This window comes from Vibrio scophthalmi LMG 19158, assembly GCF_000222585.1.
GTDB lineage: Bacteria > Pseudomonadota > Gammaproteobacteria > Enterobacterales > Vibrionaceae > Vibrio > Vibrio scophthalmi.
Map to the genome: position 1 here is coordinate 48,823 of NZ_AFWE01000150.1, position 15,527 is coordinate 64,349.

The following is a 15,527-nucleotide window of genomic DNA, read 5'->3' on the forward strand; positions in this document are numbered from 1 at the left end:
CCTAGGGCACCTTTTTTATTACTTCGCTTATAACCAGATTATACGTTAGTAGGATAGTGCTGAGGATTGGTAAAAGGGATCAAAGCCATGATCAATGCTTGATGATAAACCGAACTGCGTGTTAGTTGATGCTGGGTAAGTACACCAATCGCGCCACCTTTTTGTTTGATATTGGTGGTGCCAAAGACCTCATCCATCACACTGCCGAGTTCAACCTCAGGAGAAAGACGTGTCGCGACTGCAGGAGGCAGCATCATGCTGGCTGAGCGAGATTCGCCGCGTCGTGTATCGGATTCAATCACCATCCAAGCAAAGGTGACCGCACCTTCAATTCCGGCCTCTAGGCCGACGTAAAAATCACCATGGCATTGTGCCCGTTTGGCATTGGTGACACGATTTCGCGCCCCTTGATACGTTTCTTGGTTACTGATCGGCTGTTCGGCGACATCACTGGGAACGCTAACCCCAATAAATTGGAAAGATTGCTGTGGGAATACGGCTGTAAAAGCGCTTTCGACTGCGTTAATTTTTGCCGGATTAAGCGAAGCGACGATAACGGTCTGGGTGGTCATGTACCTTAGCCTTTTGTGTGGCGACGAGCTCTTTTAACTGATCTAGGTCGACAGGGGAGGAAAGGTAGTAGCCTTGCATGTAGTCACAGTTATTATCTGCCAACCATTGATGCATATCTTGCGACTCAATGCCTTCGGCAGTCACGATCATCGACTGAGAATGACACAGTTCAACTAATGGCTTCACCACTTTCTTATTATCGGTTTTGATCAAGGTTGCTAAGAATTCGCGATCCAGTTTAATTTTTTGTACTGGGTATTCTACAAGTTGGGTGATAGATGTATAGCCAGAACCGAAGTCATCGATCGCTAATTTAAAGCCCATGGTCGAAAGCTCATGTAACAAAGAGTAGCTTTGTGAGTCCGTAGCAAAGGTTTCGGTTATTTCAAAATCAACCAGTGGCGGATGCACATCATAGTGACGCGCCATCGCTTCGATATAACGAGCCAATTGATGAGAGTCGAGTTCTGCCGATGATAGGTTTATCGAGAGTTGAATGTCATGCTCAAACATTGATTGAATTTCAAAAAAGTTCGCGAATGCTTGCTCAATCACCCAGCGGTCGATAAGGCCAAAGATCCCCGTTTGCTCCGATATTGGGATAAATTCTGCCGGATTGACCTTACCAAGTTTTGGCGAGTGCCAGCGCAGCAGCGCTTCAACCCCCATGATCCTATCACCCGTTCGATTGTAGTAGGGCTGATATTGCAGTGAGAATTCTTTGTTAAATTCACCGCTGCGCAGTGCTCTTTCTATTTGTGTTCGACGGCGAACGGACTTATCGAGCGCTTTGGAATAATACGACAGTTGGTTTTTGCCGGCTCGTTTGGCTTGATACATTGCCGTATCGGCATTAGAAAGCAGGCTGGCAAAGTTGTCTCCATCGCTAGGGTAGGCGGCAATACCAATGCTGGCAGTGATCGGGAAGTTACCTAGCGGCGAACGTCCACTGACTAACAATGGTTCTAGAATGGCTTCAGCAAGTGATTCTGCGTAGACATCTTGCTGAGATGAAGCAATAAAAATAGCAAACTCATCCCCTGACAAGCGTGAGGCTAAGCAATCAATCGCGTGTTTATTTTGCCAATCTCGGCAGACTTTTTTAACGTGTTGGGCGAAATTTATTAAGAGATTATCGCCGATGTTATGGCCGTATTTATCGTTAACGTATTTGAAGTTATCGAGGTCAATATACAAAATCCACGCGTAGTGGTGGCGAATATTGTCGCTCAGCTTTGTTTCAATAAAGGTTTGAAATTGATAGCGGTTGGCCAGTCCGGTTAGATGGTCGTTTTCGGCTAATGCTTTGGTTTTTTGATAGCTGCTGTGCAGCTCTTGATACATGTTGTAGAAGCGCTTGGATAACCGACCGAGCTCATCATTATGATCGCGTTTTTCAATGTTATGTCGTTTACGTAACTCAACATCCAGCAATTGCTTTTCTAACTCAGCAATTGGACGAGTGACATGACGATAGAGTAATAGCAATAGGATCAGTACGGTGGCAATTGAGGATGCGACATAGGAAATCAGCAATTTATTTTCAATCGCTTTGAGTTTATCACCCAGTAAATATTGCGCCGGGTCGAGGGTCGCGAATAACGTCGATTTCAATTCAACTGACTGGGTTAAACCACTTTTATTGACCGGCAGGTCGGAAAAAAACAGTGAGCTATCGTTGTCGAATTCGATGATGTGTTTGAGTTGATCAAACTGACTTAAAGTTAAGTAGACCACCAAAAAGTACACTTCTTCTTTGTTGTAGCTAAGAGGGACTTCCATGGTGCGAGGATCAAGTACGTTGTAGCTGATAAGAAGACTTTGCCCTTGGTCGTTCTTGCTAAATCCTACGTGGGTCTGAGCGCCGGACAAGCGATATGTGTCTTTGACATATTGTAGAGCTTTGTCGTCTATTTGCTTAAATGGATCGGTTTGATTGTCGACAAAAAATTGTGTGTTGCGTTGACTATCAAGAATGGCCACCCCGATCGTATCTTGTGAAATGGAATGCAAGGTAGAGATGATACGCTGCATATTGGTCAATAACTCCATCTCTTTGAAAGGGTTATCTTGCTGATGCAAGTAGCGACGGACCATTTCACTTTTGGTTATCGTTTGTGAATAGCTATTGATGAGAGCGAAAGATTGCCTAAAGTGACCAGCCAGCTTCTCCATAGTGAGTTGCAAATAGCTGGTTTCTCGTTTGATCAATGCGTCTTTTTGATTGTGATAAATGCCATAGCTTGAAATGGCAGCGCTAAGCAACACTACCGGGGCAACCAACAATAAGACTCTAGTGTTGAGTTTCATGATGTTTCAATATGCGATTAATAACCTTCGCTCTAAGACTAATATTGGCGGCAGAGAGTGGGCTATCAATTTGTCCTTGCTGAGGTAATGTTCCTTGGACTGCCAATGATGCATCATTTAAATACCATTGCGGCAGTAGTTTCAGCGCACTTCGATTGGTGGTTGCAGCTTTGACGTCGATTGCATTTTTTGCAGCAATAGTGGGATCTGAAAGGTACTCTAAAAATGAGATGGCGAGTTGTTTATTTTTAGATGCTTGATTAATCGCTAAGCAATCCACCCAAATATAAGGGGGGCCCTGAGGCACAATAAAGCCCCATTCTATTTCATCTTGATATCGATTAAGCGAATGTTCGTCCCCACTGTACGCGAGTGCCATATGGAGCTTATCGGCATTGGGATTACTGCGTACATAGCTGAGAACATATTCGTAGGTTAGCACTTTGGCGCTAAAGACCATGATGTCGGCAAAGCTTTGCTGTAACAGCTGAACATCTTCAGTATCAGGGGCAATGCCAAGACTATTCAAAACGGGCAGAAAAGTATCAATCGTATCGTTGATCATCCCAATATGCCCGGCTAATTCCGGTGGTGGGTGAACAAACTCTTGCCATGTTTTAGGCGGTTTCGGGACTTTATCTTTGCGGTAAACAATGCCTACTGAGCCCCAAAAGTAGGGTATCGCATAATCGCCACACGCTTGTTGCCATTGAGTACTTTGATGCTTTCGATTATCAAGTTCAGAGAGGTTCTCTAGTCGGCCTAATTGGCCATAAACTTGTGCCGAGACGTTATCAAGAACGACAATGTCAAAAGGAAGTTGTTCACTGCGACTCATTAAGACGTTACGTTCGTCATCACTATCGAAATGGGTCAATTGGAGAGTGGTTGCGGTATCTTTTTGCCATTGCTCAATAACGGCAGGAGAGAGGGTATCTTCCCACATGAAAAGATTTAACTGATTCTGCGCAGATATCGCGGGATGAGCACTAATAGAGGAAATAGTGAGTAGTAGTATTCTTGTCAAACGCATTGCGGGTTACCTGATCCTTGTAGTTTGGATAACGCCGAGCTTTGATAAGAGTCAGTGACCGACACACAGCAGCAAGCTCAAAACAGGTCAAGGATGCTAGTAATATTTACAAGGTGTGTCAGCCACTTATTGGTTTTTTTTTGAACTGTAAGACTTTATTTAACTTAATTTTACCTGAGTTGGCTTAATATTCTCACTTGGGTAACAACCAAGCACTTTTAAGTGTTTGGTAATTTTGGTCAGTTCAACTATGGCATCTTGCACGCATTCTGAGTCTAAATGAGCTTCAACATCGACATAAAACATCTCTTCCCAAGGGTTACCCATGATAGGACGAGATTCTAACTTGGTCATGTTGATGCCATAGCGTTGCAATACCAGTAGCGTCGCAACCAGTGAACCTGCCTCTTGTGACGTGGACATGATCAATGTGGTCTTCGCCGGAATCTGCGGTGACACTTCAACCGGTTTGCGCGCGACAACGATAAAACGAGTATGGTTTTCGGTTTGGTTGGCGATATTGCCTTTGATTGGCTGTAAACCGTAAATTTTACCTGATGATGCATTGCCAATCGCTGCAACATCGTCACGGTTGAGCTGACGGACTTTCTGCATTGCATCAGCGGTACTGGCACAGGTTTTTAACTCAATCCCTTTGAGGTGGCTGAGAAACTCACTACATTGTTGGTGCGGCTGTGGATGTGAATATAAGGTGGTGAGGTTTTCTAAGCGAATATCGCTGGTGGCGACTAAGCAATGTTCAATAGGTAAGGTCAGCTCACCAACAATATAAAGTGTCGTATGTTGTAGTAGGTCGTAGACTTCGTTGATTGAACCTGAGCTGGTATTTTCAATTGGTAGTACCCCGTAATCGGCATGACCAGACTCGACCGTATTCGCCACTTCTTTGAAACCTTCACAATTAAGCTCAATCAGTTCGGTATTTTTACGGCTGAAAAATTCACGACTTGCCAAGTGTGAATAAGAGCCTTTTGCACCCAAGAAAGCGACGCGGGCAAGCGGTTTACGGCTGATCTCTGGATTGGCTAGGTTCTGTAGATAAGATTGCTGCAGCAACACCGAATCTTCAATAATAGTGTGGAAGAGCTTAGTAATATACTGCGCATCAAGGTTGTATTTGTCTTGGCCATTATTGATCAGCTTAACCAATAACTGCTGTTCACGTTCAGCGTCACGCACTGGTTTTGACGTCTGAACTTTACTTTTCGCCACTTCAATACTCATTTGGCGGCGTTCAGACAATAATTGCAGTAGGTTGTCGTCTAGCTCATTGAGTCGAGTTCGAATTTCATCGAGCGAGTATTGTTGTTCAGTCATCCTAATTTCCTTACATAAAAAAGCCTCCCACTTGGGAGGCTTTCTATTCGTTTTTGACTTATCTTTCGAAAACGAGTCTGCCTCCAAGGTTAGTGGAGAAAAAACAAGTCAAAAAAGAACAGATCAGTCAGCGGCATAAATGAGTCTCTTTATGGAGTCCACTCCACAATAAGCAACCGAGTTTTCAGCGTCAAGCAAAAAAATAGCGCCTTTCGGCGCTATCTCTCTCGATTCGTTAACTTATTCTACTTCTTCTTCAAGCTCTGGCTTGTCAGTTCGACGTGCTTCTGGCTTGTGGCGCAGTTTATTCAGCTGGCGTTCTAGTTTTTGTTCTACCTCATTCACGGCAGCGTATAAATCTTCATGAATCGCTGAAGCAACCAACTTACCTTTTGGTACGGTAATAACAGCTTCAAACTTTTTCTGTTTATTTGGTTCTTCGCTGAAGCTAGCTTGGCAACCGATGATGTCTACTTGCCATTTCTCTAGCTTTTTAAATTTGCTCTCAATGTGATCGCGGATAGCAGAGGTGATGTCGATATTTTTACCAGTGATGTTTACTTTCATAAATGTTTTCCTCTGTGTCATCCCTCATGGGTTAACTCCAGATTAACGATTTAGGTTTAAAAGAACGTGATCTACATCACCTTTTTGGGAGGGTTTTTTCCAGTTAAAGTCAATTGTGATCTAACTCAAATTGTCCTTAGTCGTTTGAACGAAAGTGCTTGAGAAAGTCAAAAAACGCTATAGATTGGTAGAAGTGCCTTGCTAAAAATCATTCGCTTTTTAGTGAACAAGTACGGCCTAAACAAACCTTCTGCTCATTCCTTGTTCAGCAATTATTTGTGATCTTCAACACGAAATTTTCCATGTCGACGACGTTCAGCCTATCAATTAGTCTCATCCTTCACTTGTCATCAAATGTGATTATGGCGAACCCATCTCGATAGGAAATAAGAGTGGGTTAAGTTGCTCACTATTCCCCTCATCGCGATTTTTCTTCAATGATGCTAATTGTTTATAGATGATGAAATAGCGATTAATGTTAGAAACATAATGCACCGGCTCTCGTCCGATATTTCTACGCGCGATTATCTCTACGTTTTTAAACCACACATTCGGATCATAGCCATGTTGTTTGGCGAGACGACGCATTTTACGAATGTTTCCTGGGCCTGCATTGTAGGCAGCAAGAGAGAAATAGACCTGGTTATCTGGAGTAATGGCCTCATCGTTAAAGTAACGATCTTTCAGAAAGCGCATATATTTCACACCGGCGTGAATGTTATTTTCGAGTTTATAAATATTGGGGATATTCACGTTGGGATCGCTGGCGGTGCTGGGCAACACTTGCATTATGCCAACCGCGCCTTGATGAGAAACCTTACTCTGATCGAGTCCGGATTCTTGATAGCTTTGGGCTGAAATCATCAGCGGATCAAAATCATATTGGTTGGAGTAGTGATCAAACAGTTTGGAAAGTGACTCGAGGTGGCTAATGTGTTTAGGATCGAGGATCTTTTTTAGCCAACGAGTGTTATCGAGGTACTTTCCGTAAATTACATTACCAAGTAAGGTGCCAGAGCGATATTCATCTAAATAGTTGTCGACCAGTTTTTTGAGTTGTGGGCTATCTTTACGCAGTGCCCACGCAATTTTCCCACTGCGACGCAAAGGCACTTTTTTGTGCGCGTGAATGTTATCCATTACCTTGAGCCAAAGTTCACTTTTATGGCTGTCTAATACCGTTGCTCCGATATGGCCTTGATTAACCAGCTCTATAATTTCAATATCTTGTAGCGTTTCATCGAGAAAATGGATCTCCACTAGAGGCTTACCGAGTTGATGTAAACGCTGATTAAGCGTTTGTAAGCTCTCATAGTAACTAGAACTAGGCCTGACCCAGATATCCTTGCCGCTTAATTGCGAGAGTTGGTAATACTGCGGTGTTTGTTTTGAAGTAATCAGCCATTCCTGTACATCGTTCAATACCGGACGGCTGAACTCGATTTCCTGTTTACGTTTATCTGTGATGGTTAGGTTGGCCACCACGAGATCACCGTAACCTTTTTCTAGTGAAGGAATCAGTTCGTCACGGTTCACAGGAATGACCTGTAGATTTAAATAGGAAGAACGCTGTTTGAGCTGTTTTTCAAAATGATAAAGCAATTCGGCTAAGATCCCTTTGGGTTGTCCTGCTTCTATATAATAGAAACCAAGATCCGCTGAGACTAATACGCGAATGACGCCTTTTTTTTCCAATGCCGCTAGATCTCCGGTGTGTGGATCTTTGGTCAGCGGCTCAAGAGATAAGGCCTGTACTTGTAAGGGAAGCACTGCTAGCAAAAGTCCCATGATTAGAGCTCGGATCATTCGTTCACCTTTAAACATCGTTCTCTTAAAGGTAGACGCGAATGCCATCTAAACAAGTATTTAACCACTAAGTTAGGCATTGGCTGCTGAACAGTAACGCACTCTATCATGGCAATGATGGGAGACTTCCTCGCGATTTGACATGCCTCTTTAATTATCAGTTGTCTGGCTATGCTACTTGAACACTAAGAAATTTGATGTTCATTCCAGAATGTATTTCCGAAAAGTTAACTTGAGACTAAAAATAACCCCATTAATAGTTAATTCGTAAAATTTACCGAGTAATATTTACAATTGTCCAGAGTAAACCGTGAAGTGGGCTGGGAATTTAAAATATTGCGATGCCCCCCTTAAAGTTGCAGTGGTATATAAAACTGGCTTTATACCTTTAATGTGAAATTTAATACTGGTTATTTCCTTTTATATACCATTAAGAATTGTTAATTATGAAATTTAAAGATATTTCAATAAGAAATAAGATTATCCTTATTTTTGTGGCGATTATTATTTCAGTCGCTTCTCTGGTTACTTTTATTGTTAAGCAAGTAGATAGTGTCAGAGATGCGTTGGTCGTCTTTACCGATACAACAGTACCAAGTGTTCTGTTAGTCAAAGATATGCAAATTACGCTAGAAGAGATTCGCCGTGATCAATACGCTTTAGTTGCTAACCCAAATCATGAACTTGTACCAATTTGGCAGCAAAATATGCATGACTACGAAAAGCGCGTGGTTGCTAGCTTAGACAATTATCGTGAAGGGTTATGGGATGCGCGCGATCGTGCTGCTTTCGCTAATTTAGAACAGTATTGGCAAGTTTATAGAGAGCAGTTGAGTTTATTTCGTCAGGCATTTATGCAAGGTGATATTTATCAAGCCAATCATCTAACCGTACAAGGTTACAATGAATACCAAGACGCATTTAAAGCGATGGCTGGGTTAGAGAAACTCAACCAAATATACATGTCTGAAGACACTCTCACTGCTGATGAGCGAGTGAAGCATACTTCTATTGTGAGTTTTATAGGTATGGCTGCAGTGATTATCTTCCTGATTGGCATAGGAGTGCTTCTCGTTAAGCAAATTAGAGCACCGCTACAAAGTATTATGGCACTGACTAGTCATATTATTAATGGCGATCTAACTTATAAAATAGACCGTCAAAAATTAGGTAGTGATGAATTTGGTCAGTTGGCTGATACCTGCCAAACGATGCAACAAGAATTGCAGCAACTGGTCGAAAAAATCGCCAGTGCAGCTGTACAGTTGGCGTCTTCTATTGACGAAGTGAGCGCTGTTTCTGAACAAACATCGCAAGGGATGCTTCAACAACAAAGTCAATTAGCCATGGTTGCTACTGCAATGAATCAGCTTCAGGCAACGGTCAATGAAGTTGCGAGTAATACAGAAGAAGCTTCTTGTGCTGCAAATAATGCTAGTACCACCACCCGTCAAGGCGCTGGTGGTGTAAGTGAGGCAATGAGCCAAATTGTAGTCGCTCAACAGGTTATTGAAGATGCAGGAATGCTTGTTGCACAGCTAGAGAAAGATTCAAATGATATAAATATGGTCGTCGATGTGATCAAAAATATTGCCGAACAGACCAATTTATTAGCCTTAAATGCCGCGATTGAAGCGGCACGAGCAGGCGAACAAGGACGCGGTTTTGCGGTGGTCGCTGATGAGGTCCGTACTTTAGCTGGACGAACACAAAGTTCTACCGAGGAAATTGTACGTATTATTGAGAAATTACAACAACGTGCTAAAAAAGCTGTTGATGCTACAACTCAAAGCTGTGAAACCATCGGCACTTGTAATGCACAAGCGAGTACGGTGGGTGGCATCCTGGATGGAATTGGTAATTCAATCGATAATATTGCCAACATGAACATTCAGATCGCCAGTGCCTGCAGCGAGCAAAGTTCGGTATCGGAAGAGTTGCAGCGCAATGTCGACCATATTCATTGTTCGTCAATAGAGGTCGCGACAGGCTCTGCGCAGACAGCGCAAGCTTGTATTGAGTTGAGCCAGCTGGCTGCCAATATGCGAAATATTATTTTGCAGTTCAAGGTCGTTTAGTCTTAAAGATAATTCAAGGATTCACAGACACAAAAAAGCCGCTTAGGGTTACTAAGCGGCTTGTTACTTTTAATTCTTTATAAAGGATTAAGATTGATTAATTCACGCGTGCGGCTGGCGGCTTCTTCAAGACCCAGTTCTTCATAAGCGGCGAGTTGAATGTCTAATGATTTTCGCGCAGCTTCAGTATTTGGATAGGTTTTTTGTAGCTCTTGGCAGCGATTAATTGCAGCAATCCAAGCTTCACGACGTAGATAGAAATCGGCAGTGGCTAAATCATACTCAGCAAGGCGATTTTTCAATGAGAACATACGTTTTTGTGCATCTTCAGCGTATGGGCTTGCTGGGTAGCGGTCTAATAACTTTTTGAAATCGGCAAATGCCGCTTTTACTGGTTCAGGATCTCGGTCACTACGATCGATATTGAACATGTCATGCATGAAGTTGCGGTCTTGCGCCATGTGTGTAAGACCACGCATGTACAATACCCAATCGAGCTTTTCGTGTGTTGGATTCAAACGAATAAAACGCTCGATTGTTGCTAGGCCTAAAGCTAGATCGTCGTTTTTATAGTAGGCATAGATAAGGTCAAGCTGTACCTGCTCTGAATAAGCACCAAAAGGGTAGCGAGAGTCCAAAGCTTCGAGTTTCTCGATGGCAGTCATCCAGCTACCATCTTGCAATAATACCTGCGCTTCAGAGTAGAGCTCTGATGGCGGAACATCTGGAACAATCTCTTCGCTGCTCGTACAGCCTACGAGTAATGTTAATGCCAATAATCCAGATAAAGTATGCTGTTTCATGTCAGGATTCTATTCCTTGAAGTAAATAATTTTGTCGCTTCCGTTACTTTTATGCCGGTAGCAGATACAATGGATCAATATTCTTCCACACTGTAGACAATTAGTCTCACAGTTTTTGAAAAAGTTCGATATGGCTCAGCAGATTGAATTAACTAATACAGTAAAAGATAGCCAATTAGGTCAACGACTTGATCAGGCTATCGCCGAAATTTTTGCCGACTTCTCTCGTTCTCGTCTAAAAGAATGGCTTTTAGCGGGTAAAGTACAAGTGGATGGTCAAGTAATTACTAAACCACGTACTCGAGTGATGGGCGGTGAAGTCATCATCCTGCAAGCGGAACTTGAAGATGAAGAGCGCTGGGAAGCGCAAGATATTCCTTTGGATATCGTCTACGAAGATGACGACATTATCGTAATGAACAAACCTCGCGGTTTTGTAGTACACCCAGGTGCAGGAACCCCTGATGGTACAGTGCTAAATGCACTGCTTCATCATTATCCTGATATCGCGGAAGTACCACGTGCGGGGATTGTTCACCGTTTGGACAAAGACACCACTGGCCTTATGGTTGTGGCGAAAACAGTGCCAGCACAAACTCGTTTAGTGCGTGCGCTGCAAAAACGTAACATTACGCGTGAGTATGAAGCCATTGCAATTGGCCGTATGACGGCGGGCGGTAAGATTGAACAGCCAATTGGCCGTCACTCAACCAAACGTACGTTGATGGCGGTAAGCCCAATGGGTAAGCCGGCAGCAACTCACTACCGTGTTGCGGAGCACTTCCGCGAACATACGCGTATTCGTCTGCGTCTAGAAACGGGTCGTACCCACCAAATTCGTGTCCACATGTCGTACCTACAGTATCCGCTACTTGGTGATACTGCTTACGGCGGTCGCGCTCGTATTCCTTCGGGAGCGAGCCAAGAATTGACGGAGATGATCCGCCAGTTTGATCGTCAAGCATTGCATGCTGTGATGCTGAAGTTTGAACACCCAGTAACGGGTGAAGAACTTGAGTTCCATGCGCCAGTGCCAGAAGACATGGTGATTCTGACCGAAGCTCTACGCCAAGATGCACAAGAGCACGGTTTAGAAGAAGAGTACTAATATGTCGCTGATTATTCCTAACTGGAATGCACCTAAAAATGTTAAGGCAATAGCTTCAACACGATTAGAGGGCTTTTCAACTGGGGTATATCAAGGGTTAAACCTTGGTAGCCACGTTGGGGATGATCTCGATACGGTATTCCGCAACCGCCAACAATTGACGCAGATGGCAAAAATGCCTTCTGCGCCAGTTTGGTTGAACCAGACCCACTCAACTGCAGTGATTCAGGTTAACCAACCAACCGAGATAACACTCGACGCTGATGGACTTGTAACATCACAACCAGGTGTCGTTCTTTCTGCTATGACAGCCGATTGCTTACCTGTTCTGTTGACGAATACTCAAGGTTCTCAAGTGGCGGCAGTGCATGCTGGTTGGCGTGGTCTCGCTGATGGTATTGTTGAAAATGCAGTGGCAACGTTTGGGCGTGATGCCATAGACGGTAATATGATCGCTTGGCTTGGACCTGCGATTGGAGCGAGTGCATTTGAAGTTGGCGAAGACGTATTACAAGCATTTTGTGATGCGAATCCGCAAGCGATCGATGCTTTCATTCCTACGGGGCAGGTTGGCAAATGGTGGGCCAATATGGAACGCCTTGCCACTCAACGTTTAAACGCCTTAGGCGTAACGCAAGTGTTTGCTTGTGGGCTCTGTACTTACTCTGATCCTGAGCATTTTTACTCATATCGCCGCGATGGTGTGACTGGGCGTTTAGCCAGTTTCATCTGGATTGAGTAGCGACTAGATCTGATGTTTATTTCAAAGGCTGACCTCGTGTCAGCCTTTTTCGTTTTTATCCCCTTGAAAATCTCCGCGAGCGTAGCCATCTTTCATATTGATTATTAGATTATTTCGATAGAGTTTAGGAAGGTTGATATGCGTCTCGACAGATTTACTAGCAAGTTTCAAATCGCTATTTCTGATGCGCAGTCTTTGGCGCTAGGCCGCGACCACCAGTATATAGAGCCAGTGCACCTAATGGTGGCACTGATGGACCAAAATGGCAGTCCAATTCGTCCATTGTTGACGATGTTAAATATCGATGTCACTCAACTGCGTTCTAAACTGAGTGAAATGCTCGACCGTCTACCAAAAGTGAGCGGCATAGGTGGTGACGTGCAACTGTCAGGTGGCATGGGGACGCTGTTTAACCTGTGTGACAAAGTGGCGCAAAAGCGTCAAGACACCTATATCTCATCAGAAATATTCTTATTGGCGGCTTTAGAAGATCGTGGCCCTCTTGGCGCTTTATTAAAAGAAAGCGGTTTAACCGAGCAGAATTTGGGTGAAGCGATCGATAAGGTCAGAGGTGGCCAAAAGGTCAATGACCCAAATGCCGAAGAACTACGCCAAGCATTGGAAAAGTTCACCGTTGATTTAACCGAGCGAGCAGAGCAGGGCAAACTTGATCCTGTTATTGGTCGTGATGACGAGATCCGCCGCACCATCCAAGTCTTGCAACGTCGCACCAAAAATAACCCAGTGATCATTGGTGAACCGGGCGTAGGCAAAACGGCGATTGTTGAAGGTTTGGCTCAACGCATTATCAATAATGAAGTACCAGAGGGCCTAAGAGGTCGCCGAGTACTGTCTCTCGACATGGGGGCTTTGGTTGCGGGAGCGAAATATCGTGGTGAATTCGAAGAACGTTTAAAATCGGTATTGAATGAGTTGTCTAAAGAAGAGGGTAACGTCATTCTTTTTATTGATGAAATTCATACCATGGTCGGCGCAGGTAAAGGTGAAGGTTCGATGGATGCCGGTAATATGCTAAAACCTGCCTTAGCGCGAGGTGAGTTGCATTGCGTGGGCGCCACGACGCTAGATGAATACCGCAAATATATGGAAAAAGATCCGGCACTTGAGCGTCGTTTTCAAAAAGTGATTGTCGATGAACCGAGTGTCGAAGATACCGTCGCGATTTTGCGTGGTCTGAAAGAACGTTACGAACTGCATCATCACGTTGAAATTACCGATCCTGCGATTGTCGCGGCAGCCAGCCTATCTCATCGTTATGTTTCCGATCGCCAGTTGCCAGATAAAGCCATTGATTTGATAGATGAGGCGGCGTCGAGTATTCGCATGCAGATAGATTCCAAGCCTGAATCCCTCGACAAGCTAGAGCGAAAAATCATTCAACTTAAAATTGAGCAGCAAGCACTTATTAATGAGCATGATGAAGCGAGCGAAAAGCGCTTAGAAATGCTCAATAATGAATTGTTGGAAAAAGAACGCGACTTTGCTGAACTTGATGAAGTTTGGAATGCAGAAAAGGCTGCGCTATCAGGCACCCAGCATATCAAATCTGAACTTGAGCAAGCTCGTATGGATATGGAGTTTGCTCGACGAGCAGGTGACTTGAGTCGTATGTCTGAACTGCAATATGGTCGTATCCCTGAGCTCGAGAAACAACTGGATCTCGCCACGCAAGCCGAAATGCAAGAGATGACCTTATTGCGTAATAAGGTTACTGATGTCGAAATTGCAGATGTACTATCAAAGCAAACCGGCATTCCAGTGGCTAAAATGCTGGAGGCCGAAAAAGAAAAGCTATTACGTATGGAGCAAGTACTGCACAAACGCGTGATAGGACAAAAAGAAGCGGTGGAAGTCGTCTCTAACGCGATTCGTCGCAGCCGTGCGGGGCTATCTGATCCTAACAAACCTATTGGCTCTTTCTTATTCTTGGGCCCAACAGGGGTCGGTAAGACAGAATTATGTAAGACCTTAGCAACGTTCATGTTTGACAGTGAAGATGCCATGGTACGTATCGACATGTCAGAGTTTATGGAGAAACATTCGGTTGCTCGCTTAGTGGGAGCCCCTCCGGGTTATGTCGGGTATGAAGAAGGCGGCTATTTAACCGAAGCGGTACGTCGTAAGCCTTATTCAGTTATTTTGTTGGATGAAGTAGAAAAGGCGCACCCTGATGTTTTTAACATCTTACTGCAAGTGCTTGATGATGGACGACTCACTGATGGGCAAGGTCGTACGGTAGATTTCCGAAATACCGTCGTCATCATGACGTCTAACTTGGGATCTGCGCGTATTCAAGAAAACTTCAATACGCTTGACTACCAAGGTATTAAGAATGAAGTGATGGAAGTGGTGAATAAACATTTCAGGCCGGAATTTTTAAACCGTGTAGATGAAAGTGTCGTTTTCCACCCTCTTGGCCAAGAGCATATTAAGTCGATTGCCGCAATCCAGCTATTACGTCTGGCAAAGCGTATGGAAGAGCGTGGCTATCATATGGAAGTTTCTGAAAAAGCGCTCGATTTGATAGCTCAAGTTGGCTTTGACCCTGTTTATGGGGCTCGCCCTTTGAAACGAGCAATTCAACAGAGTGTTGAAAACCCATTAGCAAAAGCAATTTTATCGGGAAGAATTATTCCAGAAAAAACCGTCAAATTGCTGGTTAATAATGATCAAATTATTGCTCATCAATAAAGACACTGCGAAATGTGAATAAAGAAAGGGGCGAAATGCCCCTTTTTGCCGTTTATTTGAGTGCTTTGTGTGAAAAGTGTGCAAACGATTTGGTTGAGTAAAAAAAAGGGTTGTGTTCGGGTTAGAACTACCTATAATTCGCCTCCGTTGCCACGGGAAACCACGCTGTATAGCAGGCGACAAAGGCGGAGAAAGTTACTCAGATAACTTTCAGAGAAATAACCAAAAAGTGTTTGACACCAAAGGTTATCTCGCTAAAATGACCGTCCACTTCGAGAGTAAGACTTGAAGTAAAGCTCTTTAACAATATAAACCTATCAATCTGTGTGGGCACTCGTTGATGATAATCCAATAAGTTTTCGCTTCGGTGAAAACAGTTTCTTCGGAAATAAATTGGGTTCAATGAACTGAGTGACCAATTTGATAACACTTTCTTTTATAAGGAATGGTTATCGAG

At 43.8% G+C, this 15,527-nt stretch carries 11 protein-coding genes and 1 other annotated feature; of the genes, 4 read left to right on the forward strand and 7 right to left on the reverse strand.

Annotated features, from left to right (window positions below; all coding sequences use genetic code 11):
• Positions 1–38: 38 nt before the first annotated feature.
• The 6 genes from yjjX to RH88_RS11835 all read right to left on the reverse strand — a co-directional run bounded on the left by yjjX (position 39) and on the right by RH88_RS11835 (position 7,627).
• Positions 39–572 carry an inosine/xanthosine triphosphatase gene (yjjX, locus tag RH88_RS11810; protein ID WP_005596176.1) on the reverse strand — a complete coding sequence of 178 codons (534 nt, stop codon included), beginning with the start codon at positions 570–572 and terminating at the stop codon, positions 39–41.
• Positions 538–2,883 (reverse strand): putative bifunctional diguanylate cyclase/phosphodiesterase, encoded by a 2,346-nt coding sequence (locus tag RH88_RS11815; protein ID WP_005596178.1) that lies wholly within the window; start codon positions 2,881–2,883, stop codon positions 538–540. The genes yjjX and RH88_RS11815 overlap by 35 nt, the downstream gene beginning before the upstream one ends.
• A complete protein-coding gene (locus tag RH88_RS11820) occupies positions 2,867–3,829 on the reverse strand; it encodes a polyamine ABC transporter substrate-binding protein (RefSeq protein ID WP_005596180.1) in 963 nt (320 codons plus the stop codon). The genes RH88_RS11815 and RH88_RS11820 overlap by 17 nt, the downstream gene beginning before the upstream one ends.
• 246 nt (positions 3,830–4,075) lie before the next feature.
• The gene (gene pheA, locus RH88_RS11825; RefSeq protein WP_005596182.1) at positions 4,076–5,254 is read right to left on the reverse strand and encodes a prephenate dehydratase; all 1,179 of its coding nucleotides are present in this window, start codon (positions 5,252–5,254) and stop codon (positions 4,076–4,078) included.
• 13 nt (positions 5,255–5,267) lie between these two features.
• Positions 5,268–5,389, reverse strand: a sequence feature (Phe leader region).
• A gap of 105 nt (positions 5,390–5,494) precedes the next feature.
• Positions 5,495–5,821, reverse strand: coding sequence for a ribosome hibernation-promoting factor, HPF/YfiA family (gene hpf / locus RH88_RS11830; protein WP_005596183.1), 327 nt, complete (start codon positions 5,819–5,821; stop codon positions 5,495–5,497).
• A 360-nt stretch (positions 5,822–6,181) separates the two neighbouring features.
• Positions 6,182–7,627: an MltF family protein gene (locus RH88_RS11835; protein WP_040757946.1), complete on the reverse strand. Its 1,446-nt coding sequence runs from the start codon at positions 7,625–7,627 to the stop codon at positions 6,182–6,184.
• Between the two features lie 446 nt (positions 7,628–8,073).
• On the opposite strand from RH88_RS11835, the gene RH88_RS11840 reads away from it, so the two are divergent.
• Positions 8,074–9,705 carry a methyl-accepting chemotaxis protein gene (locus tag RH88_RS11840; RefSeq protein ID WP_005596188.1) on the forward strand — a complete coding sequence of 544 codons (1,632 nt, stop codon included), beginning with the start codon at positions 8,074–8,076 and terminating at the stop codon, positions 9,703–9,705.
• A gap of 77 nt (positions 9,706–9,782) precedes the next feature.
• On the opposite strand, the gene RH88_RS11845 is transcribed toward RH88_RS11840, so the two are convergent.
• Complete coding sequence (locus RH88_RS11845) at positions 9,783–10,508, reverse strand: outer membrane protein assembly factor BamD (protein WP_005596190.1); 726 nt, start codon at positions 10,506–10,508, stop codon at positions 9,783–9,785.
• A 130-nt stretch (positions 10,509–10,638) separates the two neighbouring features.
• On the opposite strand from RH88_RS11845, the gene rluD reads away from it, so the two are divergent.
• The 3 genes from rluD (at position 10,639) to clpB (ending at position 15,070) form a co-directional block, all read left to right on the forward strand.
• Positions 10,639–11,616: a 23S rRNA pseudouridine(1911/1915/1917) synthase RluD gene (gene rluD, locus RH88_RS11850; protein WP_005596192.1), complete on the forward strand. Its 978-nt coding sequence runs from the start codon at positions 10,639–10,641 to the stop codon at positions 11,614–11,616.
• A 1-nt stretch (position 11,617) separates the two neighbouring features.
• Positions 11,618–12,358: a peptidoglycan editing factor PgeF gene (gene pgeF, locus RH88_RS11855; protein ID WP_005596194.1), complete on the forward strand. Its 741-nt coding sequence runs from the start codon at positions 11,618–11,620 to the stop codon at positions 12,356–12,358.
• A gap of 138 nt (positions 12,359–12,496) precedes the next feature.
• On the forward strand, positions 12,497–15,070 hold the full coding sequence (gene clpB / locus RH88_RS11860; protein WP_005596196.1) for an ATP-dependent chaperone ClpB: 2,574 nt from the start codon (positions 12,497–12,499) through the stop codon (positions 15,068–15,070).
• The last annotated feature ends 457 nt before the right edge of the window (positions 15,071–15,527 follow it).